The sequence below is a fragment of the Rathayibacter sp. SD072 genome, assembly GCF_017355185.1.
Classification (GTDB): Bacteria; Actinomycetota; Actinomycetes; order Actinomycetales; family Microbacteriaceae; genus Rathayibacter.
This window is the reverse complement of sequence record NZ_JADILJ010000005.1, coordinates 1-26,429: the sequence shown is the minus strand read 5'-3', so window position 1 is coordinate 26,429 and position 26,429 is coordinate 1. Positions and strand designations below refer to the sequence as shown.

The following is a 26,429-nucleotide window of genomic DNA, read 5'->3' as shown; positions in this document are numbered from 1 at the left end:
GCCCGGCCGTCTTCGGAGGCGGCCGAGCGGACGAGCGGCGCCGCGTGCGGCCCGCCACTCTGCAGCCATGACTCTCCACGACACCACCGCCTCCTTCCTCCACCGCCGAGCCCTCGCACAGGTGCCGCGACTCGTCGGCTTCCGTCCTCGCGAGAGCGTCGTCCTGCTGCCGGTGCGGGACGGGTCGACGACCGGAGCCATGCGCTTCGACCTGCCCTGCGGAGACCCTGTTCCCTCGGTCGGGGCGTTCCTCGGGGCGCTCGGACGGTTCGGTCGGGCGGACTCGGTCGTCGCCGTCGTCTACACCTCGAGCGCGCGCAGAGGCGAGGGAGTCGCGGCAGCGCTCCGGGGACGGGCTCGGGAGCTGTCGGTCGACGTGGTCCAGGTCCTCGACGCGGACGACGGTCCGATCGACGGATCCTCCACCGGTGCGATCGGGGAGGCGCCGGAGCAGGCGCGGTCGGTCTCGGAGCACGTCGACGCGCTGCTCGACCGTCATCCTCGAGCGGAGCTGCCCGCGCGTCTCCGGGGCAGTGTCGACGGGCTGCTGCGGCGAACCGCGGAGGGCGGAGCCCGCCTCCCGAGACCTGCTCTGACGGCCGCGCTGATCGTCAGTGCGCAGCGTCCCGGTTGGGTCGGCCATGCCCTCTCGCTGGTCTCCCAGCCGCGTGCGGTGACGCCGCGGGCCGCACTCCTCTCGGCCATCACCCTCGTCGCGGCGGTGGCCGAGCTCACTCCGAGGACCGAGCGGGCCGCGGTGCTCGTCCTGCTCGCCGTCCTGCACTGGTCCACAGGCGATCCTGAGGAGGCCGCGCGCGTGGCAGGGGAGGCGGGACGGACGGATCCGCACGAGGAGAGCGCACGGCGACTGCTCGCGGCACTCGGGCGCGGGGAGCGCTCACCGTGGCTGGTCGGGCAGGAGCGCGCCGCGTGACTCCGCGGCGCGCTCGTCGCTCAGAGCCGCGACCACGCCTCCGTGAGGACGCCGCGCAGGATCTGCTCGATCTCGTCGAACTCCTTCGGGCCGACGGTGAGCGGCGGCGCGAGCTGCACCACCGGGTCGCCCCGATCATCGGCGCGGCAGTACAGGCCAGCGTCGAAGAGCGCCTTCGACAGGAACCCTCGGAGCAGCCGCTCGGACTCGTCCTCGTCGAAGGTCTCCTTCGTCGCCTTGTCCTTCACGAGCTCGATGCCGAAGAAGTACCCGGCTCCGCGCACATCGCCGACGATCGGCAGATCGAGCAGCTTCTCGAGCGTCGAGCGGAACACGGGCGAGTTCTCGCGGACGCGCTCGTTGAGCCTCTCCTCCTCGAAGATGTCGAGGTTCTCGAGCGCGACCGCCGCCGACACCGGGTGCCCGCCGAAGGTGTAGCCGTGCGGGAACGACACCTGGCCGTGCCGGAAGGGCTCGTAGACGCGGTCGCTGACGATGGTCGCTCCGATGGGGGAGTAGCCGCTCGTCATCCCCTTCGCGCAGGTGATCATGTCCGGGACGTAGCCGTACTCGTCGCACGCGAACATGTGCCCGATCCGGCCGAAGGCGCAGATCACCTCGTCCGAGACGAGCAGGACGTCGTGGCGGTCGCAGATCTCGCGCACCCTCTGGAAGTAGCCGGGAGGGGGCGGGAAGCAGCCTCCCGAGTTCTGCACCGGCTCCAGGAACACCGCGGCGACGGTGTCCGGACCCTCGAACTCGATCATCTCCTCGATCCTGTCCGCTGCCCACACGCCGAACGCCTCGAGGTCGTCCCCGTGCTGCGGGGCCCGGTAGAAGTTCGTGTTGGGCACGCGGAATCCTCCGGGGACCAGCGGCTCGAACATCGACTTCATCGCGGGGATGCCGGTGATGGCGAGAGCTCCCTGCGGAGTGCCGTGGTAGGCGACGGAGCGCGAGATCACCTTGTGCTTGCCGGGCTTGCCCTGGAGCTTCCAGAAGTGCTTCGCGAGCTTGAAGGCCGTCTCGACGGCCTCGCCTCCTCCGGTCGAGAAGAAGACCCGGTTGAGATCGCCCGGCGCGTGGTCGGCCAGACGGTCCGCCAGCTCGATGGCGGAGGGGGTCGCGTAGGACCACAGGGGGAAGAAGGACAGCTCGGACGCCTGCTTGGCGGCGGCCTCGGCGAGGCGGCGCCGCCCGTGGCCCGCGTTGACGACGAACAGGCCGGACAGGCCGTCGAAGTACTTGCGGCCGGTGCTGTCCCAGATGTGGTGGCCCTCGCCCCGCGTGATGATGGGGACGCCGGCGCCCGAGTCCATCACGGACTGCCGGGTGAAGTGCATCCAGAGGTGGTCCTTCGCCTTCTTCTGGAGCGCGGCGTCGTCGACCCCGCTCGGTGCGTCGGTGCCGCTGACGGCGTCGCCCGACTCGAGGGCGTCGGTGGAAAAGGCTGTATCGGTCATGGCTTACCGCGTTCCCCAGTTGTAGAACTGCTTGTGGAGCTTGAGATAGACGAAGGTCTCGGTCGAGAGGACTCCCGGCAGCGAGCGGATCTCCTGATTGAGGAGGGCGATGAGGTCGTCGTCGTTCTCGCAGACGACCTCGGCGAGGATGTCGAAGGTGCCCGCGGTGAGGACCACGTAGTCGACGGCCGGGATCGCGGCGAGGCGGTCGGCGACGTCGCGCGTGTCACCGGTGACACGGACGCCGATCATCGCCTGACGGTAGAAGCCGAGCTGCATCGGATCCGTGACGGCGACGATCTGCATCACGCCGGATTCGGTGAGCTTCTGCACCCGCTGGCGGACCGCTGCCTCGCTCAGACCGACGGCCTTGCCGATCTCGGCGTACGAGCGGCGCCCGTCGGCCTGCAGCTGCTCGATGATCGCCTTCGACACGTCGTCGAGCTGGACGGGGCGCTGTGAAGGAGGACGGTTGGGGCTCATGCGACGATCCTGGCAGTCAAGAGGTACCGCGGCAAGTGAATCCGCACGCTCGGCCCCCGTCCGTGCACGGATTCCACCGTCGTCCGGAGAAGCAGTGCGACCCGCTCCCGGGGCGGTCGCCTCCGGCCGCGCGCTCGGCCGGGAGAGCGCTCTGCCGCCCCGTCGTCAGCAAGTAGCATCGGAGGGTCCTCCGCCGCTCGCGGGCGGTGCAGCGCAGACGAGGAGACGCGATGACGCAGATCGGCCGCGGCCGCGCCTCCGTCACCGTCCCCGTCTCGGCGTGGAGCTCCGATGCGCCGTCGGCGGAGGTGACGCTGGGCTGGGCCGCGAGGACGCACACCGGCCACGTCCGCAGCGGCAACGAGGACAGCTACCTGGCGAAGTCCCCGCTCTTCGCGGTCGCCGACGGCATGGGCGGCCACGCGGCGGGCGAGGTGGCGAGCGACGCCGTCGTCTCCCGGCTCTCGACGGCGGCGACCGGAGCGACGGTCGGCGCCGAGGAGATCGACCGGGCTCTGCGGGACGCCGTGAGCGACATCGCGCGCCAGTCGCAGTCGGCCGACCGCGGCACCGGCACGACCGTCACCGGAGCGGCGCTGACCGCCGTCGGAGGCGAGCCCTACTGGTCGGTCTTCAACATCGGCGACTCCCGGGTGTACCTGTGGGTCCAGGGGTCGCTGGTGCAGCTGACCGTCGACCACTCGGTCGTGCAGGAACTGGTCGACGCCGGGCTGATCTCGCGCGACGAGGCCGACGTGCATCCGCACAGCAACGTGATCACGAGGGCCGTCGGCTTCCACGAGGCTCCCGTCCCCGACTACCGGCTCGTGCCGGTGATCGCGCCCTCGCGGCTTCTGCTCTGCTCCGACGGACTGACGAAGGAGCTGACGGACGCGGGTCTCGAGCACCTCCTCTCCTCGACCACGAGTGCGCAGGACGCGGTCGACGCTCTGATGGACGCCGCGCTCGAGAACGGCGGCCGGGACAACGTCACCGTCATCGTGGTGGACGTGCTCGACGTCACGGGCGAACCGGGCTGATCCTCGCCGTCCGGGCGGTGGGCGGCGGACGCCGGATAGCATGGAGGACGGAAAGGGCGTTCTCGGTGATCTGCAGCACGTGTGGCTCCACCCTCGCCTCGGGCGCGATCCTCTGCGGCGAGTGCGGCAGCCCGGTGGCGACGCACGCGACCCCCGGGCTCTCCAGCCCGACGTCGTCCGGCGACACGACGGTGCTCGATCCCTCGCGCCGCGCCTGGCTGCCCGGGCTCGCGCCGGGGCGCCACCGCCGACCGGCACCCGGCGCGCCTCTCGCCCCTCCGGTCCAGGGCCTCGTCCGCCTGTCCTTCGGGACCGGTCATCACGCGATCGTGACGGGCACGGGACTCGTCGGACGGCAGCCGCTGCCGGATCCCGGCGAGAACGTGCGCCACATCCTCGCGATCCCCGACGAGACCCGGTCGCTGTCGAAGACGCACCTCGAGTTCGGCTTCGACGAGGGCGGGCTGTGGGTGAGGGACCGGTGGTCGGCGAACGGCACGGTGCTGGTCGCTCCGACGCAGGCACCGCTCCCGCTGGAGGCGGGGCGCCGCTACCGGGCGAAGATCGGCAGCCGGGTGCTGCTCTCCTCCGTCGAGATGGCCGTCGAGCGGGTCGACGGCTCCTCCACAGGCACCAGCCGTCCCCCGATCACCCGCTGACCTCCCACGCGCGGGCGTCCTCCGTTCTGATGGGGGGATGACCCTCCCGATCCGCTTGGCAGCACCCCGCCCTCCGATACGGCCCTCCGCTCCGGCGCGCCCGTCCTTCCCCTGGGTCGCGGCGCTCGCCCCCGTCCTCTCGGCGGTCGTGCTGTACGCGGTCACCCGCTCGCCGATGATGCTCGCCTTCGCCGCGCTCGGCCCGGTCGTGGTGATCGCCTCCTCCCTGGACGCGGCGAGGGTCCGGCGTCGGACGGTGCGGCGGGAGGCGGAGCGGTACGACCAGGAGCTGCGGGCTTACGACGCGGCGCAGGCGGCGCGGGCCCGGGAGGAGCTCGAGGCGATGAGGATCGCCGCCCCCGACGCCAGAGCCGTGCTGCGCGGCGGACTTCCGGCCGACGCCCGCTGGCGGCGGAGGGCGAGGGAGTTCGAGCCGGTCCTCGGTCGGGGCACGGTCGTCGCGGCGGAGGGTGGGGACATCCGGTCGATCGCGGACGCGCCGCTCCGAGTCCCGTTCTCGGCCGGCATCGGGATCGTCGGGCCGCTCGTCGTCGCGCGGGCCGTCGCGCGGGGGCTCCTGCTCCAGGCGCTGGAGCTGGTGGCTCCGGACGAGCTCGGGATCGTCCTCCCTCCGGGGCGCGAGTGGGACTGCCTCCGGTCCGCCCCTCACGTGCGAGGGGAGACGTCCGTCGTCCAGTGGCAGGTGTGGGAGATGGGCGCCGACGCGACGCCCGCGGGAGGGGCGGACCTGCTCGTCCTCGCGAGGTCGGCGTCCGAACTCCCTTCGTCGTGCCGCTGCGTCCTGGAGCTCGGTGGACGCGGTCCGGACCGCGTCGTCGGCCGCGAGAGCGCGGGTCGCGCCGAGGAGCTGGCGGTGGCCTACGTCTCGGCCGGCGAGGCGCTGCGGTTCGCGGAGGCCCTCGCCCGCTCGGCCGGTCGGGCCGGCGAGCGAGCGCTACCGGAGTCCGTGAGCCTGTCGGACCTCGGTGCGCTCGAGCGGGTGGGCGGCGAGAACGGGCTGCCGGTCGTCCTCGGGACGGGACCCGCGGGAGCGGTCGAGATCGATCTGGTCGCGGACGGGCCCCACGCCATCGTGGGCGGGACGACGGGGAGCGGCAAGAGCGAGCTCCTCGTCGCATGGGTCCTCGCCCTCGCGGCGCGGCACGGTCCGGCGGCGGTGACCTTCCTGCTGGCCGATTTCAAGGGCGGCGCGGGTTTCGCTCCGCTGGCGACGCTGCCGCACGTGACCGGCGTCATCACCGATCTCGATCAGCACGGCGCCGACCGCGCCTTCGCCAGCGTCGCCGCCGAGCTGCGCCGCCGCGAGCGGCTGCTGGCTGAGCGAGGGGTTCCCGACATCGCGCGGCTGCCCGTGGGAGCGCTCGCGCGACTGGTCGTGGTCGTGGACGAGTGCGCGGTCGTCCTCGAGCGCTCTCCCGATCTGCACCGGGCCTTCGCCGACATCGCCGCCCGAGGCCGGTCGCTCGGAGTGCACCTCGTGCTGTGCACTCAGCGGCCGGTCGGCGTCGTGCGCGATGCGGTCGCCGCCAACTGCGGCCTCCGCATCGCTCTTCGTGTGCACGACGCCGCCGATTCGCGATCGCTGGTGGGCAGCGACGCCGCCGCCCGGATCCCGCACCGCACTCCGGGCCGCTGCATCGTCTCGCACGGTGGACGGAGCACTCTCGTGCAAGCGGCACTGCCCCGCACGGGCGACGCGGTCCGGGCCGCGCTGCCCGCGGACCGGGAGGTGCCGGTGCATCGTCCGTGGCTGGATCCGCTGCCCTTCCTCCTGCCGGCTCCTGCGCCGGAGGCCGGACGGCTGCTCCTCGGAGTCGTGGACAGGCCGAGTGAGCAGAGGCAGGACGTCGTCGAGCTCACCGGGTCCTCGCTCCTCGTCCTCGGGGCAGCGGGCTCCGGACGCTCCACCGCTCTTCGGCAGCTCGCCGTGCAGATCCCCGGGCAGGCGGTCCTCGGTCCCGACGACCTCGAGGAGGTGTGGGACTCGGTCACGGGAGGCGAGGGGCCCGTCGTCATCGACGATCTCGACCTGCTGCTGCGCCGCTGCGCCGACGAGGGGAGGCGACGACTGCTCGAGGCCCTGCAGACGGCGGTGCGCTCGGGCCGACGGAGGATCGTGCTGTCGGCGCGCCGGACGACGGACGGGATCGCGGCGCTCCGAGGCGGAGTCGACGACGTCCTCCTGCTGCGCACCGCGAGCAGGCAGGAGCACCAGCTGCTCGCCGGGGACGGGGAGCCGTACCGTCCCGACCTGCCGCCGGGAGGGGGGTGGTGGCACGGGGAACGGGTCCAGGTCTTCGCCCCGTCGACCCCGCACGCCGCCCGGGTGCGGCGGAGGCCGGAGCCCGTCCCGCTCGACGCGGCGCCGGTGGTCGTGGTCACGAACGCTCCGGTCGCGCTGCGGTCGCGGATGCTGGCGTGGTGCGCGACCAGCAGGGTGCCCGAGGCGCTCGCCTCGGACGGCGCGCTCCCGGACGGGGTCGTCGTCGGGACCGCCGCGGAGTGGGCGTCCGCTCGCGCACTCCTCGCCCTGGCGCGTCGGAGCGGGCTGGTCGTGCTCGACGTCCCGCCGACGGAGGCGCGGATCCTCCTCGGACCGCTGCCCGATCCTCCGCTCTGCGCTCCGGGATCCTTCCTCGTCGAGCAGCACGGGGAGGTCCGCAGGGCGCGGTGGCCCGACGCTGTGCCCGAGATCGGCCGTACCGGAGGAATCCGTGGTCAGGAGGGCTCCGAAGCGCGGAATTCGTGACGATCATGTTTCCGAATGTCCGGTTTCGTCTGTTGCGCGTCGACAGGCCTCGAGCGCTGTGCCAGTATTTCCCCACGTTCACGCCGGTGAGCCTCCCGCCGCACCGACGAAGTCAGGAGCCGCAGCCATGACCCGTCCCCTCCCGAGGGATCCCGTTCTCCGCGAGGCGATCGCCGTCGCCCGCTCCCGGGAGCGCGAGCGGCGCGCGATGCTCTCACGTCGCGCGGTCCTCGGCGGTCTCGGTCTCGGGGCGGGCGCCCTCGCGCTCGCCGCGTGCGCGCCGGTCAGCCGTCCGGCCCCCACGGCCGCCGCCGACGGATCCGCCGACGACCCCAGGCTCGTCTGGGACAACTGGCCCGCCTACCTCGACGAGGACGACGACGGCGCGTACCCGACCCTCCTCGCCTTCGAGGAGCAGAGCGGCATCTCGGTCACCTACAACGTCGCGGTCGACGACAACAACTCCTACTACGGCAAGGTCAAGGACCAGCTGGCGCTCGGGCAGTACATCGGCGCCGACACCGTGTGCCTGACCGAGTGGATGGTCTCGCGGCTCGTCCGCCGCGGCTTCGTCCAGGAGCTGGACCACGCCAACATCCCCAACCTCGCCAACCTCAGCCCGTCCCTCGCGAACCCGGACTTCGATCCGGGCCGCCACCTCTCGCTCCCCTGGCAGGCGGGCTTCGCCGGCATCTGCTGGAACAAGGAGAAGCTGCCGAACGGGCTGGCGAGCGTCGAGGACCTGTGGGATCCGGAGCTGCGCGGACGCGTCGGCGTGCTCAGCGAGATGCGCGACACGATCGGCCTGATCATGCAGGCGCAGGGGACCGACATCGCCGGATCGTGGGGCGACGACGAGTTCATGAACGCGATCGACGTCTTCCGGAAGCAGGTCGACGACGGTCAGATCCGCAACATCAAGGGCAACGCCTACCTCAACGATCTGCAGAACGAGGACACCCTCGCCGCCATCTGCTGGTCCGGGGACATCACCCTGATCAACGCGGAGGCGGGCGACAAGTGGGAGTTCGCACTCCCCGACTCCGGCGGCACGCTGTGGAACGACACGTTCGTCGTGCCGATGGGCTCGAAGCGGAAGGCCAACGCGGAAGCCCTCATGAACTACTACTACGAGCCGGAGGTTGCCGCCGAGGTGGCCGCCTGGGTCAACTACATCACCCCCGTCGACGGAGCGAAGGACGCCATGGAGAGCATCGACCCGGAGCTGGCGGAGAACCAGCTGATCTTCCCCGACGAGCAGACGCTGTCGCAGGCGCACGTGTTCCGCACGCTCAGCGCGTCGGAGGAGAAGGACTACCAGGCCGAGTTCCAGAAAGTGCTGCTGGGCATCTGATGGCGACGGGAACCTTCGCCGAGAGCGGCGCCGACCTCCAGCTGGTCGGGATCAGCAAGCAGTACCCCGGCTTCACCGCCATCGACTCGCTCGATCTGACCATCCCGGCCGGATCGTTCTTCGCGCTGCTGGGCCCGTCTGGCTGCGGCAAGACGACGACCCTGCGCCTGGTGGCCGGGCTCGAGGAGCCCTCGGCCGGCCGCATCCTGATCGGCGGCGAGGACGTCACCGCCACCAAGACCTACCAGCGGCCCGTGAACACCGTCTTCCAGTCGTACGCGCTGTTCCCGCACATGTCGATCCTCGAGAACGTCGCCTTCGGCCTGAAGCGCCGGCGGATCGACGACCCGGTCGGCAAGGCGCACGAGGCGCTCCGCCTCGTGGAGCTCGACCACCTCGCGCAGCGACGTCCCTCCTCCCTCTCGGGCGGGCAGCAGCAGCGCGTCGCCCTCGCCCGGGCGATCGTCAACCGCCCGGCGCTCCTGCTGCTCGACGAGCCGCTGGGAGCGCTCGACCTCAAGCTCCGCCGGCAGATGCAGCTCGAGCTCAAGTCGATCCAGGAGGAGGTGGGTCTCACCTTCCTCCACGTCACGCACGACCAGGAGGAGGCCATGACCATGGCCGACACCGTGGCGGTGATGAACAAGGGCCGGATCGAGCAGATGGGCGCTCCGGAGGAGCTCTACGAGCTCCCGCGCACCGCCTTCGTCGCGAACTTCCTCGGTCAGTCGAACCTCTTCACCGGCGAGGTCGTCGGGTCGACGGACCGCGCCCTCACTGTCGAGGCCGGCGGGCACCGGATCACGGTCCCCTCCGCCCGCTCGGCGCGCACGAGCGGCGAGGTGACCATCGGCATCCGCCCCGAGAAGCTCCTGCTGCTGACAGAGGCGCCCGGCGATCTGCCCGATCGGAACGTCCTCGGGCCGGGCATCGTGGTCGACGTCTCCTTCAGCGGGGTCAGCACCCAGTACACGATCCAGATGCCGGGACTCGGACCCGTGGTCGTCTTCGCCCAGAACATGGTCTTCGGACCGGTCGTGGGCGAGGGCGCCCAGGTGTGGGTCAGCTGGAGCACCGAGCACGGCTTCGGCCTCGCCGACGAGCCGGGGTCGGTGCCGCGGTTCGACGCCGACGACTCGACCCGGGCGATCGCACTGCAGAAGCGCGGCCTGCTGGCCGGGCGAGCCGGGGGAGCGTAGGCATGGCCTTCGCCGCGTTCGCCTCCGGTCCGGCGAACCCGCTCGACGCGCCCGTCCGCAGGCGCTCGACGCTCGCGCTGGTGCTTCTGCTGCCGGGCATCGCGTACATGCTGCTCTTCTTCCTGGCGCCGCTGATCTCGCTCGTGCTCACCTCGTTCCAGGCCGAGATCCCGGACGGCGACATCGGCGAGTACGCCCCCGGCTTCGCCTGGCAGAACTACCTCGTCGTGATGGCCGACTACTGGCCGCACGCCGTCCGCTCGTTCGGCTACGCCCTGATCGCCACCGTCCTCGCGCTCGTGATCAGCTATCCGCTCGCCTACTTCATCGGAGTCAAGGCGCGGCCGTGGCCGCTGGTGCAGAACCTGCTCCTGACGCTGGTCATCGCGCCGTTCTTCATCAGCTTCCTGCTGCGGACCCTCGCCTGGAAGCAGATCCTCGCCGACGAGAGCCCGCTGGTGCAGGGGCTCAAGGCCGTCGCGATCCTGCCGGCGGACGGGCACCTGACCGGGACGCCCATCGCCGTCGTCTTCGGGATCACCTACAACTTCATCCCGTTCATGACCCTGCCGCTGTACACGACGCTCGAGCGGCTCGACACCAGGTTCCTGGAGGCGGGGTCGGACCTGTACGCGCATCCGGCGTCCGTCTTCTGGAAGGTGACCGTGCCGCTGTCGATGCCCGGGATCGTGTCGGGGACGCTGCTGACCTTCATCCCCGCGGCGGGCGACTACATCAACGCCAGCCGCGACTTCCTCGGCTCCTCGCAGACCTCGATGGTCGGCAACGCGATCGAGGCCAACTTCCTGACACTCGAGAACTACCCGGCCGCCGCAGCCCTCTCGATCGTGCTGATGGCCGTGATCCTGATCATCGTGGGCTTCTACGTGAAGCGAAGTGGAACGGAGGACCTGCTGTGACCGCCACCGCCGACCGGCCCGTCGCCAGCGCCCAGGAGGCCCTCGGTGCGCCCGCACCGGCTCCCGTCCGCGGTCCGCGCCGCTTCACGGGACTCGGGCTCGGGGTCTACACGGCCCTCGCGCTGATCTTCCTGCTCATCCCCATCGCCTACACGTTCGTCTTCTCGTTCAACGACTCGGGCAAGAGCAACATCGCCTGGCGCGGATTCACCTTCGACAAGTGGATCTCGGCGTGGACGAGCGAGGAGGTCATGACCGCGTTCGGCAACAGCCTCCTCGTCGGCGCCGTCGCCACGGTGCTCGCCACCGCCCTGGGCACCATGATCGCCCTGGCCCTCGTGCGCTTCCGCTTCCGCTTCCGCTCGGCGATCAGCCTGCTGCTGTTCCTGCCCATGGCCACCCCCGAGGTCGTGCTCGGTGCCGGACTCGCCGCGCAGTTCCTCACGGTCGGGGCCGAGAAGGGGCTCGTGACGATCATCCTGGCGCACACGATGTTCTGCATCAGCTTCGTCGTGGTGACGGTCAAGGCCCGCGTGGCGAGCCTCGACCCCAAGCTCGAGGAGGCGGGACGCGACCTCTACGCGTCGCCGGGCCAGGTGTTCTGGCGGATCACCTTCCCGCTCCTGCTGCCCGGCATCCTCGCCGCGGCCCTGCTCTCGTTCGCGCTGAGCTTCGACGACTTCATCATCACGAACTTCAACTCCGGATCCGTCACGACGTTCCCGAAGTACATCTACATCGCGGCGGCCCGCGGGATCCCGGCCGAGGCGAACGTGATCGCGTCGGCGGTGTTCCTCCTGGCGATCGTGATCGTGGTCGTCACGCAGGTGTCCTCGGCCGCGAGGGCCAAGCGGATCGCCCGGCTGCAGTGAGCGGGCGTCAGACGTAGGAGGCGCGGATCGCGCCGACCGGGCGCCCGCCGCCCGTGACGACCGGGTTCAGCCGCACGAGGACCTCGTTCGCCGCCGTCCGCTCCACCGCACCGGCCTCGACGAGGAGCTTGAGCGCGACGACCGTCGCCGCGCGCAGGCTCCCGTCGAGGATCTTCAGTGCGACCGTGGTGCCGTCGGGCGAGGCCATGACCAGCACGCCCTCCGCCCCGAGCTTCGCCACCAGGCCGAGCCGCTCGATGACAACGGTGTTGTCGCGGCCGGGGCCGTCGAGGGCCCAGGCGTTCTCGAGGATCGCGTTCGTGAGGACGCCCGCCTGGCGGTAGAGGCCGAAGGGCGACGCCGCGGAGGACGACACGATGCGGGAGATCCCTTTCGCCAGCGCGGTCAGCGGCAGGGCGTGCACGGGAGCACCGCAGCCGTCGATCGCGGTGCCGGCGACGCGCTCGCCCGTCAGCCGCTCGATCGTGTCGACGATGTGCTGCTGCAGGGGGTGGGAGCGCTCGAGGTAGTCGTCCGTGCTCCAGCCGTTCGGGACGCAGGCCAGCAGCATGGCCGCGTGCTTGCCGGAGCAGTTCATGTAGAGCGGATCCTGCGTCGCGCCGGCGCGCAGGAGCTGCGCGCGGGTGGCCGAGTCGCTCGGCCAGTCGGCGGGGCACTGCAGCGCGGTGTGATCGAGCCCGGCACGGAAGAGCAGGTTCTGAACCAGGGCGACGTGCTGCGGGATCCCCGCGTGGCTCGCCGTCGCGATGACCGCCTCCGCGCCGCTCAGCTCGACGCCCGCCGTCATGACAGCGAGGGCCTGGAAGGGCTTGAGGCACGACCGGGGGAGGATCGGAGCGGACGGGTTGCCGAGCGTGCGGGAGACCCGGCCGTCCGTGTCGAGCAGCACGGCCGAGCCGGCATGGCGGGACTCGACGAAGCCCGAGCGCTCGACGACGGCGAGCTCGACGGACTCCGCGACGGTGAAGGTTCCTGCAGACATCCCCCCATCTTGCCCGACGGCCCGGCGCCTCCTGTGCGGGGGCCCGGGCCGTCGGGTGCGGGGACGGAGGGTCAGAGCGTCGCGAAGGCCTCGCGCAGGACGGACACGGCGTCGTCGAGCAGGTCGTCGGTGAGCGCGAGGCTCGGCAGGAATCGCACCACGTTGCCGTAGGTCCCGGCACTCAGGACGAGGACGCCGTGCGACGCCGCGTACTCGGTGATCGCGGTGACCGCGGCGGCGTTCGGGATCTTCGTGGTCGTCGCCGTTCCGGGCAGGACGAGCTCGATCGCCATCATGGCGCCGATGCCGCGGACGTCGCCGATGATGTCGTACTGCTCCTGCAGCTCGCGCAGCGCGGCACCGAGGCGGGCGCCGATGCGGTCGGCCTCGGCCAGCAGACCCTCGCGCTCGATGCGCTCGAAGACGGCGACGGAGGCGGCGGCCGCGACGGGGTTGCCGCCGAAGGTGCCGCCCAGCCCGCCGGCTTGGGCGGAGTCCATGATCTCGGCGCGTCCCGTGACCCCGGCGAGCGGCAGGCCGCCCGCGATGCCCTTGGCCGACAGGACGAGGTCGGGGACGAGACCGAAGTGCTCACTGGCGAACCAGGCGCCGGTGCGGGCCATGCCCGACTGGATCTCGTCGGCGACGAAGACGATGCCGTTCGCGGTGCACCACTCCTGCAGTGCGGGCAGGTACCCGTCGGCGGGCACCATGAAGCCGCCCTCGCCCTGCACGGGCTCGACGACGAGGCAGGCGAGGGCGGACGCCCCGACCGTCTTCTCGAGGTACGAGATCGTGCGCTCGGCGGCCTCGGCCCCCGAGAGCCCGTCGTGGTACGGGTAGGAGCTCGGTGCGCGGTGGATGTCGCTCGCGAACGGCCCGAAGCCGAGGCCGTAGGGCAGCGCCTTGAAGTTCATCGCCATGGTCAGGTTGGTGCGGCCGTGGTAGGCGTGGTCGAGGACCGCGACACCGGGCCGGCCCGTGTGCTTGCGGGCGATCTTGACCGCGTTCTCGACCGCCTCGGCACCCGAGTTGACGAGGACGGTCTTCTTGGCGAAGTCGCCGGGGGTGTGCTCGCCGAGCAGCTCCGCGACGCGGATGTAGGGCTCGTAGGGCGTGACCGTGAAGAGGGTGTGCGTGAGGCGGCCGAGCTGCTCGGTCGCGGCGGCGACGACCTCGTCGTCGGTGTGACCGATCGTGGTCACTCCGATGCCGGCGCCGAGGTCGATGAAGCGGTTGCCGTCGACATCGACGAGGATCGCGCCGTGCGCGCGGTCGATGTACACGGGGAGAGCGGTGCCCACGCCGGTGGGCACGACGGCGAGACGTCGTTCGTGCAGGGCCTTCGAGCGGGGCCCGGGGATCTCGGTGGCGACGAGCCTCTCCTGCGGGACTGCCGACGTGGGAACCTGGGGGGCGAGCGTGTCTGTCATGGTCCTGCGATCCTACCCGCGGGTCCTCCGCGGCAAGGGGTCCAGACGGACGAGACCGGCTCGATCCAGGGAACGGAAGAAGGAATCCGATGCAGATCGATCACCACTACGCGGTTTCCGTCGTCTGGGAGGGGAACCGCGGCACCGGCACGAGCGGGTACCGCGACTACGGCCGGCAGAACACGGTGCGCGCGGACGGGCGCGAGGTGATCCTCGGCTCGGCCGACAAGCCCTTCCGCGGGGACCCGGACCGCTGGAATCCGGAGCAGCTGCTCCTCGCCGCGCTCTCGCAGTGCCATCTGCTCTCGTACCTGCACGTGGCCGTGAAGAACGGAGTGGTCGTCACCGACTACGTCGACGACGCGGTGGGCCGCATGGTGCAGGAGGGCGACGGCGGCCGCTTCGCCTCAGTGACGCTGCGCCCCCGGGTGACGGTGGCGGATGCGTCGATGATCGAGCTCGCCCGGTCGCTGCATCCGGAGGCGGCGCGACTGTGCTTCATCGCCAACTCCGTCGCCTTCCCTGTCGAGCACGAGCCCGAGACGGTGGCCGCAGGCTGAACGGAGCCGTCCGCCCGGCCTCAGCGCCGCTCGTGCGGCAGAGCGCGGCGGATGCGCTCGGCGGTCGTCGTCGGCGGCGACTCGTTGTAGACGCCCGCGGCCTCCTGCTCCGAGAGCGCGTGGATCGCCGTCATCACCTCGTCGGTGGCGTGGCGGCGCGCCCGGCCCGAGTCGGCCGATCCGTGGTGCGAGAGATCGAGCGGATCGCCGAAGCGCACGGTGATGCGGTGCAGGCGCGGGATCTTCGACCCCACCGGCTGGAGCTCCTGCGTGCCGATGAGGCCGACGGGGACGACCGGTGCGCCGGTCGTGAGCGCGAGCCACGCGACTCCGGTGCGCCCGCGGTACAGGCGGCCGTCGCGCGAGCGCGTGCCCTCGGGATAGACGGCGAAGGCCTCGTCGCGCTCGAGGATCGCGCGGCCCAGGTCGAGCGCCTCCTGCGCGGCCTGACCCGCACCGCGCTCGACCGCCACGGCGCCGACGGCGGTGAAGAAGGAGCGTGACAGAGCCCCGCGCGCGCCGGTCCCCGTGAAGTAGTCCGCCTTCGCCAGGAACTGCACCGGCCGCGGCGCCAGGAGCGTGAGGACGGGGGAGTCGATGAACGAGAGGTGGTTGCTCGCGAGGATCACCCGACCGGTGAGGGGGACGTTGTCGCGCCCCTCGATGATGGGCCGGTAGACCATCCGTCCGATGCCGCCCATCGCGAAGCGGGCGAATCGCGCCGAGGGACCGATTCCGGGAGGGGTCGGCGCGTCGTGGTCGTCGTCGGTCCGCATTCGCACGACGTTACCGCCGGACGCATGCCCCGCCGGTCATGTCCGGGGACACGACCGGCGGGAGGAGCGGCGCTCAGCTCAGCCGGGCGAGCGCCTCCTCGATGACGGACATCGCGTCGTCGATCAGCTCCTCGCTGATGACCACGCTCGGCATGATGCGCAGGACGCTGTCCCAGCTGCCCGCGTCGAGCGGGATGACGCCGTTGGCGGTGGCGTGCTTCAGGATCGCGGCGAGCGCCTCCGGGTTCTGCTTCTTGGTGCCGGGGTGCACGAGCTCGACGCCGAACATGGCGCCCTTGCCGCGCACCTCGCCGACGACGGGGAAGCGCTCGGCCCAGTCGCCGATGCGGGCCCACAGGGCGCGCTCGACGCGCTGCGCCTCCTCGAGGAGCCCCTCGGACTCGATCGCCTCGAAGGTGGCGAGCGCCGCGGCGGTGGAGACGGGGTTGCCGCCGAAGGTGCCGCCGATGCCGCCGGGCTGCACGGCGTCCATGATCTCGGCGCGGCCGGTGACGGCGGCGAGCGGGAAGCCGCCCGCGATGCCCTTCGCGGTGGTGATCAGGTCCGGGACGACTCCGTGGTGCTCGATCGAGTACCACGTGCCGGTGCGGGCGATGCCGGCCTGGATCTCGTCGGCGACGAAGACGATGCCGTTCTCGGTGCAGAACTCGGAGAGGCGCTGGAAATAGCCGGGCGCCGGGATGATGATGCCGCCGTCGCCCTGGATCGGCTCGACGAAGAGGGCCGCGAGCTCCTGTGCTCCGATGTGGGTGCGGATGTAGTCGATCGAGCGCTCCGCGGCCTCCTCGCCCGTCATGCCCTCGGGGTCGCGGAAGGGGTAGCTGATCGGGAGGCTGTAGATCTCGCCCGGGAAGGGACCCATGCCCGCGCGCTCGGGGTAGGGGCGGTAGGTCATCGCCATGGTCAGGTTCGTGCGGCCGTGGAAGGCGTGGTCGAGCGAGGCGATGGCGCGGCGGCCCGTGTACTTGCGGGCGATCTTGACCGCGTTCTCGACCGCTTCGGCGCCGGAGTTGACGAGGATGGAGTGCTTCTCGAAGTCGCCCGGGGTGATCTCGGCGAGCTTCTCCGCGACGCGGACGTAGTTCTCGTACGGGGTCACCGTGAAGAGCGTGTGCGTCAGCTTCTCGGCCTGGGCGGCGGCCGCGGCGGCGACGGCGGGGTGCGCGTGGCCGATGGTCGTCACTCCGATGCCGCAGCCCAGGTCGATGAGGCGGTTGCCGTCGACGTCGACCAGGACGGCGCCGGAGGCGTGGTCCATGTAGATGTTCGCGAGGGTGCCCGCGCCGCGCGAGACGCTCTTGACGCGGCGCTCCTGGAGGGCGATCGAGCGCGGGCCGGGGAGCTCGGTGACGAGCGCGCGGGACTGGGGGACCGAGAATTCACGCATGCCCCCATGCTAGGCGGCGCTCCTGCACGAGGGGTCCGGCGCCGCGCGTCCAGGTCGTCCCTAGGCGCGTGACGGAGCATGGAGGCGTCCCTCGAACGTCGTCCGGCTCCACCGGGCAGGAAAGGCACCCCCGTGCGCAGAGCATTCGCGATCCTCGCCGTCGTCGGCGCGACCCTGGGCCTCACGGCCTGCACCGGCGGAGCAGAGGAGGCGGAGCCGAGCGCGTCGCCCACTCCGCTCAGCTGCGTCTCGGAGGGCGACGCCTCGGCGACCGTCGAGACGAGCGGCGATTTCGCGACGAAGCCGATCACCGTCTTCCCGTCCCCCCTCCAGGTCGACGAGACCGAGCGCACGGTCGTGATCGAGGGCACGGGCGAGGAGGTGGCGGAGGGCGACACGGTGCTGGTCGACTACACGCTCTACAACGCGACCAGCGGAGCCGAGTTCTCGGCGAGCACCTACGCGTCCGGCGGCCGCGCCGCGTTCGCCGTCGACACCGAGCAGTACCTCTCGGGTCTGGTCAAGGCCGTGAACTGCGCGACCGTCGGCTCCCGCGTGGTCGCCGTCGTGCCGCCGGCCGATGCGTTCGGCGACGCGGGCAGCGCCGACTTCGGCATCGCGGCGGAGGACTCCATCGTCATGGTCATCGACGTCGAGTCGATCGTGCCGACCGCGGCCACCGGTGAGCCGCAGCCGCCCGTCGACGGGCTGCCGACGGTGGCGCTCGCCGAGGACGGTGCGCCGACCGTCACGATCCCCGAGACGGATCCGCCCGCCGAGCTGCAGCTGGGCGTGCTGAAGAAGGGCGACGGGGCCGTCGTGGCCGACGGCGACAGCCTGATCGTGCAGTACCAGGGCACCGTGTGGGGCACCGGGGAGGTCTTCGATCAGAGCTGGGGCACGGGCACTCCGGCGTCGTTCGGCACCGGTGACGTGATCGAGGGCTTCAAGAAGGCGCTCGTGGGTCAGACCGTCGGCTCGCAGGTCGTCGTCGTGATCCCGCCGGCCCAGGGCTACGGTGAGGCGGGCAACGCGAACGCCGGCATCTCGGGCACCGACACGCTCGTCTTCGTGATCGACATCCTCGCGGTGAGCTGACCCGGGAGCGGCCCTGCGCAGCGTGCCAGGATGGGCGGATGCGCAGGGTCATCATCCTCGGCTCGACCGGGTCCATCGGAACGCAGGCACTCGACGTCATCGGAGCCAACCGCGACCGCTTCGAGGTCGTGGGCCTGGCCGCCGGGTCGAACCGCGCGACGGTCGCCGAGCAGGCCCGCGCCTTCGGCGTGGAGCACACCGCGTTCGGCGCGGTCGAGGCGGAGCAGCTCGTGCGCGGCGTCGAGGCCGACGTCGTCCTCAACGGCATCACCGGCTCGGTCGGCCTCGGTCCGACCCTCGCGGCGCTCGAGGAGGGGCGGAGCCTCGCGCTCGCCAACAAGGAGTCGCTGATCGTCGGCGGCGAGCTGGTCACTTCGCTCGCGGCACCCGGGCAGATCGTGCCGGTCGACTCCGAGCACTCCGCGATCGCCCAGGCGCTGCTGGCTGGCGAGCACCGCGAGGTGCGCCGCCTCGTCCTGACCGCGTCCGGCGGGCCCTTCCGCGGACGCGACCGCGACTCCCTCCGCGACGTGACTCCGGCCCAGGCGCTCGCCCACCCCACGTGGGACATGGGCCTGGTCGTCACCACGAACTCGTCGACCCTCGTCAACAAGGGCCTCGAGGTGATCGAGGCGCACCTGCTCTTCGACATCCCGTACGAGCGGATCGACGTGACCGTGCACCCGCAGTCGGTCGTGCACTCGATGGTCGAGTACGTCGACGGCTCCACGATCGCCCAGGCGTCGCCGCCGGACATGCGCCTGCCGATCTCCCTAGGGCTCGACTGGCCGCACCGCGTCGCCGGAGTCGGCGTGCCGCTGGACTGGACCCGCGCGCACTCCTGGACCTTCGAGCCCCTCGACGAGGAGGCGTTCCCCTCGGTGCGCCTGGCGAAGAAGGTGGGAGCGGCGGGAGCGTCCTACCCCGCCGTGTTCAACGCCGCGAACGAGCAGGCCGTGCAGGCGTTCCACGCCGGACGGATCGGCTACCTCGACATCCTCGCGACCGTGGAGGCCGTCGTCGACGCCCACTCCGTCGACGGGGCGCTGACCCGGGAGTCGCTCGCCGCCGCCGAGACGTGGGCGCGGCGCACCGCGGACGAGCGGATCGCGACGGCCTAGGCGGCCCCCCGGCTCATCGGGTTCCTCCAGCGCCCGCCCAGCGGGGGCGACCGGCACCGGCTTACAGTGTGTCGGTGGAATCCGTGCTGCTCTTCGTCCTCGGCGTCGTCATCATCGCCGTGGGCGTGGCCCTCTCGATCGCCCTGCACGAGGTGGGGCACTTGGTTCCCGCCAAGCTCTTCGGGGTGAAGGTCACGCAGTACATGATCGGCTTCGGCCGGACGATCTACTCGCGGCGCCGCGGCGAAACCGAGTACGGGATCAAGGCGCTCCCGCTCGGCGGCTACATCGCGATGATCGGCATGTACCCGCCCAAGAACCCCGGCGACCGGGTCGCCGAGTCGAGCACCGGCTTCTTCAACGGCCTGAACGGCAACGAGTCCGCTCCCGAGCCGCGCCGGGGCGCCTACTCCACCATGATCGACGAGGCCCGGGCCGCCAGCGCCGAGACGATCGGCGAGGGGGAGGAGCACCGCGCCTTCTACCGGCTGCCGGTCTGGAAGCGCGTGATCGTGATGTTCGGCGGTCCGTTCATGAACCTCGTGATCGCCACCGTGCTCTTCGCCGTGCTCCTCTGCGGGATCGGAGTGGCGCAGAACACGTCCACGATCTCCTCGGTCTCGCAGTGCGTCGTGCCCGCCTCCGACACGAGCGCCGAGAGCTGCTCGCCCGACGACCCGCTCGCGCCCGGCGCGGCGGCGGGGCTGCTGCCCGGCGACACCATCGTGTCGATCGACGGCACCGCGGTCTCGAGCTGGAACGACCTGACCCCGATCATCCGCGAGTCGGCCGGAGTGCCGCTCGCCGTCGAGGTCGACCGGGACGGCACGCCCCTCACCCTCACTATCACACCCGCCGAGAACGAGGTCGCGGTCACGGACGACGCGGGGAACGCGGTCCTGGACGACTCCGGCGCAGTCCGGACGCAGACCGTCGGCTTCATCGGCATCTCGCCCTCCCAGGCGCTGGTGCAGCAGCCGATCACGGCGGTGCCGGAGACGGTGTGGCAGAACGTCACGAGCGTCGTCGGCGTGATTCTCAATCTCCCGCAGCGACTCCTCGACGTCGCGCAGGCCGCGTTCGGGCCGGAGGAGCGCGACGCGAACGGGCCGATCAGCGTGGTCGGCGTGGGCCGGATCGCGGGCGAGATCGCCGCCTCCGATCAGCTGCCGGTGGTGTCGAAGGTGCAGACCATGGTGGGCGTGCTCGCCTCGCTCAACGTCGCGCTGTTCGTCTTCAACCTCGTCCCGCTGCTCCCCATGGACGGCGGCCACATCGCCGGCGCCCTCTGGGAGGGACTGCGCCGCCGCATCGCCAAGCTCTTCGGCCGACGCGACCCCGGACCCGTGGACATCGCGAAGCTCCTCCCTCTCACCTACGCGGTCGTGCTGCTGCTGGGCGGCATGAGCGCCCTCCTCATCTACGCCGACATCGTGAAGCCGATCCAGCTCTTCTAGGGAACGCCGGTCCTCGCCCGGCGTTCCGCGGTCGGCTCCTCGGGGTTGTTGCGTTCCGTGGAGCGGGGTGCGGGCGGCTGGGGCGAATCGCTGGGACGCGATTCGCCCGTTCGCCTTGACGGTGACGCCGGTCCTCGCCCGGCGTCCCGGCCGGCGCGACCGCGCCGGGGCGCGAGGGAACCTCGGAAGGTCGAGGGAACCAGGAGGAGCGGGCTCCCTCGACGGGGTGGGGTTCCCTCGGTGAGGGCCGGGGGAGGAGGCGGCGGCTGGGAAGACGCGGCGAGCGGACGGAGGGTCGGGCGGCGCGCGTACGATGGGCGGGTGCCAGCAGTGAATCTGGGTTTGCCCAAGGTCCCCGAGACCCTCGCCCCCCGCCGCAAGTCCCGTCAGATCAAGGTCGGGAAGGTCCTGGTCGGCGGCGACGCCCAAGTCAGCGTGCAGTCGATGTGCACGACCCCGACCACGAATATCAACGCGACGCTCCAGCAGATCGCCGAGCTCACCGCCTCCGGCTGCGACATCGTCCGCGTCGCGGTGCCGAGCCGCGACGATGCGGAGGCGCTGCCGATCATCGCCAAGAAGAGCCAGATCCCGGTGATCGCCGACATCCACTTCCAGCCCAACTACGTGTACGCGGCGATCGACGCGGGCTGCGCGGCGGTCCGCGTGAACCCGGGCAACATCCGCAAGTTCGACGACCAGGTCGGCAAGATCGCGGCTGCCGCGAAGGCCGCGGGCGTCTCGATCCGCATCGGCGTCAACGCCGGCTCGCTCGAGCCGAGCCTCATGCAGAAGTACGGCAAGGCGACCGCCGAGGCCCTCGTGGAGAGCGCCGTGTGGGAGGCAAGCCTCTTCGAGGAGCACGACTTCCACGATTTCAAGATCTCGGTCAAGCACAACGACCCCGTCGTCATGGTGAAGGCCTACCGCCAGCTCGCTGCACGCGGCGACTGGCCGCTCCACCTCGGCGTCACCGAGGCGGGCCCCGAGTTCCAGGGCACCATCAAGTCGGCGACGGCCTTCGGGATCCTGCTCGGCGAGGGCATCGGCGACACCATCCGCGTGTCGCTCTCGGCCCCGCCCGCCCAGGAGGTCAAGGTCGGCTTGCAGATCCTGCAGTCCCTGAACCTCCGCGAGCGCAAGCTCGAGATCGTGTCCTGCCCGAGCTGCGGCCGCGCCCAGGTCGACGTCTACACGCTCGCCAACGACGTGACCGCTGGTCTCGAGGGCATGAGCGTCCCCCTGCGCGTCGCGGTCATGGGCTGCGTCGTCAACGGACCGGGCGAGGCCCGCGAGGCCGACCTCGGCGTCGCCTCCGGCAACGGCAAGGGCCAGATCTTCGTCAAGGGCGAGGTCATCAAGACCGTGCCCGAGGCCGAGATCGTCAAGACCCTCATCGAGGAGGCCAACCGCCTCGCCGCCGAGATGCCCGCCGACGACACCTCGACCGGCGCCCCGGTCGTCACCGTCGGCGCGAACTGAGCCGGAGCGGGAGCGGATCGCGATGGTCCGCCCCGCACTCCGCCTCGCCCTGATCATCGTCGCGGCCAGCCTCGCGGCGGCCGGAGTCGCGTCGCTCCGGCCCGCCTCGGCCGCCGGGATCGACGGCTGCACCGATCGCCCCACTTCGGCCGACCCGTTCGGCTGCGACCGCTGGGTGCTGACGGCGGCGTCGGGGGAGGGGCCCTACTCCGCCTGGGTCGAGGACGCGCGGGTGCGCCTGCGCACCGAGAGGGTCGACGGCTACGAGACGCTCGTCGTCGGCACGGAGTGCTCGAGCGTGACCGCGCCGTTCACCATCGACGACGCCCTGCTCGTCCCCGAGGAGGAGCCCGCCTGGCGGGACGAGTGCGAGGACCGTCCCGGACCCGCCGAGATCCGGCTGCTCGCACTGCTGTCGGCGCCCGTCGCGATCGGCGGTACCCCCGAGGACATCGTGCTGGAGGGGACCGGCGGCAGCCTCGTCTTCTCGCGGATCCCCGACTGACCGCGCGCACCCGCGCGCGGCCTGCGGATAGGATCGTCCCTCGTGGTTACCCGTCTCTCGCACCTGTTCGTCCGCACCCTCCGAGAGGATCCCTCGGACGCCGAGGTCGCGAGCCACCGCCTCCTCGTGCGCGCGGGCTACATCCGCCGCCAGGCCCCGGGCGTCTTCGCCTGGCTCCCGCTCGGACTGCGCGTGAAGCGCCGCATCGAGCGCATCATCCACGAGGAGATGGAGGCGGCCGGCGCCCAGGAGGTGCACTTCCCCGCGCTCCTGCCGCGCGAGCCCTACGAGGCGAGCGGACGCTGGACCGAGTACGGCGACGGCGTGTTCCGGCTGAAGGACCGCAAGGACGCGGACTACATGCTGGCCCCCACCCACGAGGAGTTCTTCACCCTCCTGGTCAAGGACCTCTACTCCTCCTACAAGGACCTGCCCCTGTCGATCTACCAGATCCAGGACAAGTACCGCGACGAGGCGCGTCCGCGTGCCGGGCTCCTGCGCGGTCGCGAGTTCACCATGAAGGACGCCTACTCGTTCGATCACACGGACGCCGGTCTCGAGGCGAGCTACCAGCTGCAGCGCGACGCGTACGAGCGGATCTTCCACCGTCTCGGACTCGAGTACGTCATCGTGCAGGCCGACGCCGGCGCGATGGGCGGCTCGCGGAGCGAGGAGTTCCTGCACCCGACCCCGGTCGGCGAGGACACCTTCGTGCGCTCGGCCGGGGGCTACGCGGCCAACGTCGAGGCGTACCGCACGCCCGTCCCCGAGGCGCTGCCGATCGACGGGCAGCCGGAGGCCCGGGTCTTCGACTCGCCCGACACCCCCACCATCCAGACCCTGGTCGACCTCGCGAACGACCGCGAGCCCCGCGCGGACGGCCGGGCGTGGACCGCGGCCGACACCCTCAAGAACGTCGTCCTCGCGCTGATCGCTCTCGACGGCTCCCGCGAGCTCGTCATCGTCGGCCTGCCCGGCGACCGCGACATCGACCTCAAGCGCGCCGAGGTCGCTTTCGCCCCCGCCGAGGTCGAGGCCGCCACCGAGGCCGACTTCGCGAAGCACCCGGGCCTGGTCAAGGGCTACATCGGTCCCTGGTCGCCCGCGGGCGCCGTGCTCGGCGAGGAATCGACCACCGGCGTCCGCTACCTGCTCGACCCGCGCGTGGTCGACGGCACCGCATGGATCACCGGGGCCAACACGGCCGGGAAGCACGTCCTCGACCTGGTCGCTGGACGCGATTTCACCGCGGACGGCGTGGTCGAGGTCGCGGACGTCCGCGCGGGAGATCCCGCACCCGACGGCTCCGGCGCGATCGAGACCGCTCGCGGCATGGAGATCGGCCACGTCTTCCAGCTCGGCCGCAAGTACGCCGAGGTGCTGGGGCTGAAGGTCCTGGACGAGAACGGCAAGCTCGTCACCGTCACCATGGGCTCGTACGGCATCGGAGTCACCCGGATCCTCGCGATCATCGCCGAGAGCAACCACGACGACCGCGGTCTGATCTGGCCCGGGAACGTCGCGCCCTTCGACGTGCACGTGATCGCCACGGGCAAGGACCCGGCGGCGCTCGCGCTCGCGGAGTCGGTCGGGGCCTCGCTCGAGAGCGCCGGCCGCGACGTGCTCATCGACGACCGGCCCAAGGTCTCCCCGGGCGTCAAGTTCGGCGACGCCGAGCTCATCGGCGTGCCGGTGATCGTCATCGCCGGCCGCAGCGCCGCCGAGGGGATCGTCGAGCTGTGGGACCGCCGCTCCGGGGAGCGGGAGCAGCTCCCCGTCGCCGAGGCGCTCGGCCGTCTCGGAGCCTGACCCCGGGGCGCCGTGCGCTGCGGTCCGGTAGGATCAATGGTCCCGACGTGCGAGCCGGGCTCCTCCGGGGGCCGGTGATCGCCCGGCGTCGGGCGAGACTTCGACGTGGTCGCACTGTGCGACGCCAAGTGAATAGAGAGAAAGGCCCGCCGTGGACATCGACCTGAGCGTTCTGCGCCTCCTGGAGCGCGAGCGCGAGATCCCCTTCGAGGAACTCGTGCAGATCATCGAGCAGGCGATCCTCACCGCCTACCTCAAGCACATCGGGCAGGCGGACGACGCCGACAAGGCCACCGCCGTGGACGCCCGCGTGCACCTGGACCGCAAGACCGGCCACGTCTCGGTCTTCGTGCCCGAGGTCGACGAGGAGGGAGCGGTGATCGGCGAGTCCGAGGACTCGCCGCGCGACTTCGGCCGCATCGCCGCGTTCGCGGCCAAGCAGGTCATCAACCAGCGGTTGCGCGACATCGGCGACGAGAAGGTCCTGGGCGAGTTCAAGGGGCGCGAGGGCGACATCGTCGCCGGCGTCATCCAGCAGGGCCCCAACCCCCGGATGATCCACGTCGACCTCGGCTCGATCGAGGCGATCCTCGCTCCCGAGGAGCAGGTGCCGGGCGAGGACTACAGCCACGGCCGCCGCATCCGCGTGTACGTGACCAGCGTCAGCCGCGGGCCGAAGGGCCCCTCGGTCCAGGTCTCGCGCACCCACCCGTCGCTCGTGCGCAAGCTGTTCGCGCTCGAGGTCCCCGAGATCGCCTCCGGAGTCGTGGAGATCGTCTCGCTCGCCCGCGAGGCCGGCCACCGGACCAAGATCGCGGTCCGCGCGACAGAGCCCGGAGTGAACGCCAAGGGCGCGTGCATCGGCGAGCTCGGGCAGCGCGTGCGCGCCGTCACCGCCGAGCTCAACAACGAGAAGATCGACATCGTCGACTACTCCTCCGATCTGCCCACCTTCGTCGCCAGCGCCCTGTCGCCGGCCAAGGTGACCAGCGCCTTCGTCATCGACCAGAGCCTGAAGGCCGTGCGGGCGCTCGTCCCCGACTACCAGCTCTCGCTCGCCATCGGCAAGGAGGGTCAGAACGCCCGACTCGCCGCGAAGCTGACCGGCGCGAAGATCGACATCCAGCCCGATTCGGTGATGGACGGGGAGTGATCCCCGAGCATCGGCCGTGCGGGGAAGCGCTCCCGGAGTCGAGGGAGTAGAGTGGAACCCGTCAGAACGTGCGTCGGCTGCCGTCTGCGCGCCCCCCGGGTCTCTCTTCTGAGGCTCGTCCTCCATTCGAACTCCCTCGCGGTAGATCCGCGCGCTGTTCGTGCGGGTCGGGGAGCGTGGCTGCACGACACGTACGACTGCTATGAACGCGCGGTGAAGCGCCACGCGTTCCCCAGAGCGTTCAAGACGCGCGAGAGCGTGGATTCGAGCGAGCTGGAGCGGTACATCACCCGCGGTCCGACCGGCCCGGTTCCTCCTCACGGGGAATCGACGCAGGGCACGGTCGCATCGCAGAGAGAACAGGCAGAACGGCCCGTGAACTGATCATGAGCAACGACTGATGAGCGGCTCGAAATGAGATCCGTCCGTTTGTGATGGCCTGCCCCGTCTTGGGCGCAGGCCCAAGACAGGAGAGAAGTGGCAAAACCACGCGTACACGAGATCGCAGCCGAACTCGGCGTCGATAGCAAGGTCGCACTTGCAAAGCTGAAAGAACTGGGCGAGTTCGTCAAGGGACCGTCCTCGAGCATCGAGCCCCCCGTGGCCCGCAAGCTCCGCCAGGCACTCCAGGGCAGCGCGGGAACCGCCGCGCCGGCCCCGACCGCCACCAGCGCCCGCCCCGGCGCGCCGCGCCCCTCCGGCGCGCGTCCGTCCGCTCCGGTCCCCGGTCCGGCGAAGCCGCCCGCTCCGGCGCCGGCTCCTCCGATGTCGGTCGCCGAGCGCCAGGCCCAGGCCCAGGCCGCGCAGGAGGCTGCAGCCGCAGCCCGTGCGCAGGCCGCCGCCGACGCGCCTGCAGAGGCCCCCGTCGCAGAGGCTCCCGCCGCGAAGGCTCCCAGCGCCCCCGCTGAGAAGTCCGCTGCCGCCCCCGCC

General features: G+C 71.4%; 24 protein-coding genes. 18 read left to right on the top strand and 6 right to left on the bottom strand.

What is annotated here, in order from left to right; translation table 11 throughout:
• The first annotated feature begins 67 nt into the window (after window positions 1–67).
• Entirely contained in the window at window positions 68–934 is an 867-nt protein-coding gene (locus IOC53_RS03215) for a DUF4192 family protein (RefSeq protein ID WP_207402952.1), read from the top strand.
• Window positions 935–954: 20 nt separating this feature from the next.
• On the opposite strand, the gene IOC53_RS03210 is transcribed toward IOC53_RS03215, so the two are convergent.
• Both IOC53_RS03210 and IOC53_RS03205 read right to left on the bottom strand, forming a co-directional pair.
• Window positions 955–2,397 (bottom strand): aspartate aminotransferase family protein, encoded by a 1,443-nt coding sequence (locus tag IOC53_RS03210; protein WP_207402951.1) that lies wholly within the window; start codon window positions 2,395–2,397, stop codon window positions 955–957.
• A 3-nt stretch (window positions 2,398–2,400) separates the two neighbouring features.
• A complete protein-coding gene (locus IOC53_RS03205; protein WP_207402950.1) occupies window positions 2,401–2,880 on the bottom strand; it encodes an Lrp/AsnC family transcriptional regulator in 480 nt (159 codons plus the stop codon).
• Window positions 2,881–3,110: 230 nt separating this feature from the next.
• Between IOC53_RS03205 and IOC53_RS03200 the strand changes: the two genes are divergently transcribed.
• The 7 genes from IOC53_RS03200 to IOC53_RS03170 all read left to right on the top strand — a co-directional run bounded on the left by IOC53_RS03200 (window position 3,111) and on the right by IOC53_RS03170 (window position 11,694).
• Window positions 3,111–3,920 (top strand): PP2C family serine/threonine-protein phosphatase, encoded by an 810-nt coding sequence (locus tag IOC53_RS03200; protein ID WP_207402949.1) that lies wholly within the window; start codon window positions 3,111–3,113, stop codon window positions 3,918–3,920.
• A 65-nt stretch (window positions 3,921–3,985) separates the two neighbouring features.
• Window positions 3,986–4,579, top strand: a complete 594-nt coding sequence (locus IOC53_RS03195; protein ID WP_207402948.1) for a hypothetical protein — start codon at window positions 3,986–3,988, stop codon at window positions 4,577–4,579.
• 37 nt (window positions 4,580–4,616) lie between these two features.
• Complete coding sequence (locus IOC53_RS03190; RefSeq protein WP_207402947.1) at window positions 4,617–7,349, top strand: FtsK/SpoIIIE domain-containing protein; 2,733 nt, start codon at window positions 4,617–4,619, stop codon at window positions 7,347–7,349.
• Between the two features lie 127 nt (window positions 7,350–7,476).
• Entirely contained in the window at window positions 7,477–8,703 is a 1,227-nt protein-coding gene (locus tag IOC53_RS03185; RefSeq protein WP_207402946.1) for a PotD/PotF family extracellular solute-binding protein, read from the top strand.
• On the top strand, window positions 8,703–9,902 hold the full coding sequence (locus IOC53_RS03180) for an ABC transporter ATP-binding protein (protein ID WP_207402945.1): 1,200 nt from the start codon (window positions 8,703–8,705) through the stop codon (window positions 9,900–9,902). The genes IOC53_RS03185 and IOC53_RS03180 overlap by 1 nt, the downstream gene beginning before the upstream one ends.
• Before the next feature lie 2 nt (window positions 9,903–9,904).
• On the top strand, window positions 9,905–10,822 hold the full coding sequence (locus IOC53_RS03175) for an ABC transporter permease (RefSeq protein WP_207402944.1): 918 nt from the start codon (window positions 9,905–9,907) through the stop codon (window positions 10,820–10,822).
• A gap of 122 nt (window positions 10,823–10,944) precedes the next feature.
• The gene (locus IOC53_RS03170; RefSeq protein WP_242682855.1) at window positions 10,945–11,694 is read left to right on the top strand and encodes an ABC transporter permease; all 750 of its coding nucleotides are present in this window, start codon (window positions 10,945–10,947) and stop codon (window positions 11,692–11,694) included.
• A 7-nt stretch (window positions 11,695–11,701) separates the two neighbouring features.
• On the opposite strand, the gene IOC53_RS03165 is transcribed toward IOC53_RS03170, so the two are convergent.
• Window positions 11,702–12,697, bottom strand: a complete 996-nt coding sequence (locus IOC53_RS03165) for an asparaginase (RefSeq protein WP_207402942.1) — start codon at window positions 12,695–12,697, stop codon at window positions 11,702–11,704.
• 71 nt (window positions 12,698–12,768) lie between these two features.
• Window positions 12,769–14,130 carry a 4-aminobutyrate--2-oxoglutarate transaminase gene (gene gabT, locus IOC53_RS03160; protein ID WP_207402941.1) on the bottom strand — a complete coding sequence of 454 codons (1,362 nt, stop codon included), beginning with the start codon at window positions 14,128–14,130 and terminating at the stop codon, window positions 12,769–12,771.
• A gap of 89 nt (window positions 14,131–14,219) precedes the next feature.
• On the opposite strand from gabT (IOC53_RS03160), the gene IOC53_RS03155 reads away from it, so the two are divergent.
• Window positions 14,220–14,690 carry an OsmC family protein gene (locus tag IOC53_RS03155; RefSeq protein ID WP_207402940.1) on the top strand — a complete coding sequence of 157 codons (471 nt, stop codon included), beginning with the start codon at window positions 14,220–14,222 and terminating at the stop codon, window positions 14,688–14,690.
• A gap of 20 nt (window positions 14,691–14,710) precedes the next feature.
• Here the strand turns inward: IOC53_RS03155 and IOC53_RS03150 are convergent, their stop codons facing one another.
• Window positions 14,711–15,466 (bottom strand): lysophospholipid acyltransferase family protein, encoded by a 756-nt coding sequence (locus IOC53_RS03150; RefSeq protein ID WP_207402939.1) that lies wholly within the window; start codon window positions 15,464–15,466, stop codon window positions 14,711–14,713.
• Between the two features lie 73 nt (window positions 15,467–15,539).
• Window positions 15,540–16,874: a 4-aminobutyrate--2-oxoglutarate transaminase gene (gabT, locus tag IOC53_RS03145; protein ID WP_207402938.1), complete on the bottom strand. Its 1,335-nt coding sequence runs from the start codon at window positions 16,872–16,874 to the stop codon at window positions 15,540–15,542.
• 132 nt (window positions 16,875–17,006) lie between these two features.
• On the opposite strand from gabT (IOC53_RS03145), the gene IOC53_RS03140 reads away from it, so the two are divergent.
• From IOC53_RS03140 to IOC53_RS03100, 9 genes are all read left to right on the top strand, one after another.
• Window positions 17,007–17,972, top strand: a complete 966-nt coding sequence (locus IOC53_RS03140; protein WP_307786052.1) for an FKBP-type peptidyl-prolyl cis-trans isomerase — start codon at window positions 17,007–17,009, stop codon at window positions 17,970–17,972.
• Between the two features lie 38 nt (window positions 17,973–18,010).
• Window positions 18,011–19,093, top strand: a complete 1,083-nt coding sequence (locus IOC53_RS03135) for a 1-deoxy-D-xylulose-5-phosphate reductoisomerase (protein WP_207402936.1) — start codon at window positions 18,011–18,013, stop codon at window positions 19,091–19,093.
• Between the two features lie 74 nt (window positions 19,094–19,167).
• Window positions 19,168–20,550 carry an RIP metalloprotease gene (locus IOC53_RS03130; protein WP_207402935.1) on the top strand — a complete coding sequence of 461 codons (1,383 nt, stop codon included), beginning with the start codon at window positions 19,168–19,170 and terminating at the stop codon, window positions 20,548–20,550.
• A 321-nt stretch (window positions 20,551–20,871) separates the two neighbouring features.
• A complete protein-coding gene (ispG, locus tag IOC53_RS03125) occupies window positions 20,872–22,032 on the top strand; it encodes a flavodoxin-dependent (E)-4-hydroxy-3-methylbut-2-enyl-diphosphate synthase (RefSeq protein WP_207402934.1) in 1,161 nt (386 codons plus the stop codon).
• Between the two features lie 22 nt (window positions 22,033–22,054).
• Entirely contained in the window at window positions 22,055–22,537 is a 483-nt protein-coding gene (locus IOC53_RS03120; RefSeq protein ID WP_207402933.1) for a hypothetical protein, read from the top strand.
• A gap of 42 nt (window positions 22,538–22,579) precedes the next feature.
• Window positions 22,580–24,346, top strand: coding sequence for a proline--tRNA ligase (locus IOC53_RS03115; protein ID WP_207402932.1), 1,767 nt, complete (start codon window positions 22,580–22,582; stop codon window positions 24,344–24,346).
• Window positions 24,347–24,497: 151 nt separating this feature from the next.
• Window positions 24,498–25,499 carry a transcription termination factor NusA gene (gene nusA, locus IOC53_RS03110; protein ID WP_207402931.1) on the top strand — a complete coding sequence of 334 codons (1,002 nt, stop codon included), beginning with the start codon at window positions 24,498–24,500 and terminating at the stop codon, window positions 25,497–25,499.
• Between the two features lie 51 nt (window positions 25,500–25,550).
• Window positions 25,551–25,883, top strand: a complete 333-nt coding sequence (locus IOC53_RS03105; protein ID WP_207402930.1) for a YlxR family protein — start codon at window positions 25,551–25,553, stop codon at window positions 25,881–25,883.
• 93 nt (window positions 25,884–25,976) lie between these two features.
• The coding region (locus IOC53_RS03100; protein ID WP_207402929.1) for a translation initiation factor IF-2 N-terminal domain-containing protein at window positions 25,977–26,429 on the top strand (453 nt) is incomplete at its 3' end.

Coding starts and splice junctions, on each gene's coding strand:
- IOC53_RS03215 (WP_207402952.1), top strand. CDS start 68: ATGACTCTCCACGACACCACCGCCTCCTTCCTCCACCGCCGAGCCCTC.
- IOC53_RS03210 (WP_207402951.1), bottom strand. CDS start 2,397: ATGACCGATACAGCCTTTTCCACCGACGCCCTCGAGTCGGGCGACGCC.
- IOC53_RS03205 (WP_207402950.1), bottom strand. CDS start 2,880: ATGAGCCCCAACCGTCCTCCTTCACAGCGCCCCGTCCAGCTCGACGAC.
- IOC53_RS03200 (WP_207402949.1), top strand. CDS start 3,111: ATGACGCAGATCGGCCGCGGCCGCGCCTCCGTCACCGTCCCCGTCTCG.
- IOC53_RS03190 (WP_207402947.1), top strand. CDS start 4,617: ATGACCCTCCCGATCCGCTTGGCAGCACCCCGCCCTCCGATACGGCCC.
- IOC53_RS03185 (WP_207402946.1), top strand. CDS start 7,477: ATGACCCGTCCCCTCCCGAGGGATCCCGTTCTCCGCGAGGCGATCGCC.
- IOC53_RS03180 (WP_207402945.1), top strand. CDS start 8,703: ATGGCGACGGGAACCTTCGCCGAGAGCGGCGCCGACCTCCAGCTGGTC.
- IOC53_RS03175 (WP_207402944.1), top strand. CDS start 9,905: ATGGCCTTCGCCGCGTTCGCCTCCGGTCCGGCGAACCCGCTCGACGCG.
- IOC53_RS03165 (WP_207402942.1), bottom strand. CDS start 12,697: ATGTCTGCAGGAACCTTCACCGTCGCGGAGTCCGTCGAGCTCGCCGTC.
- gabT (WP_207402941.1), bottom strand. CDS start 14,130: ATGACAGACACGCTCGCCCCCCAGGTTCCCACGTCGGCAGTCCCGCAG.
- IOC53_RS03155 (WP_207402940.1), top strand. CDS start 14,220: ATGCAGATCGATCACCACTACGCGGTTTCCGTCGTCTGGGAGGGGAAC.
- IOC53_RS03150 (WP_207402939.1), bottom strand. CDS start 15,466: ATGCGGACCGACGACGACCACGACGCGCCGACCCCTCCCGGAATCGGT.
- gabT (WP_207402938.1), bottom strand. CDS start 16,874: ATGCGTGAATTCTCGGTCCCCCAGTCCCGCGCGCTCGTCACCGAGCTC.
- IOC53_RS03135 (WP_207402936.1), top strand. CDS start 18,011: ATGCGCAGGGTCATCATCCTCGGCTCGACCGGGTCCATCGGAACGCAG.
- IOC53_RS03120 (WP_207402933.1), top strand. CDS start 22,055: ATGGTCCGCCCCGCACTCCGCCTCGCCCTGATCATCGTCGCGGCCAGC.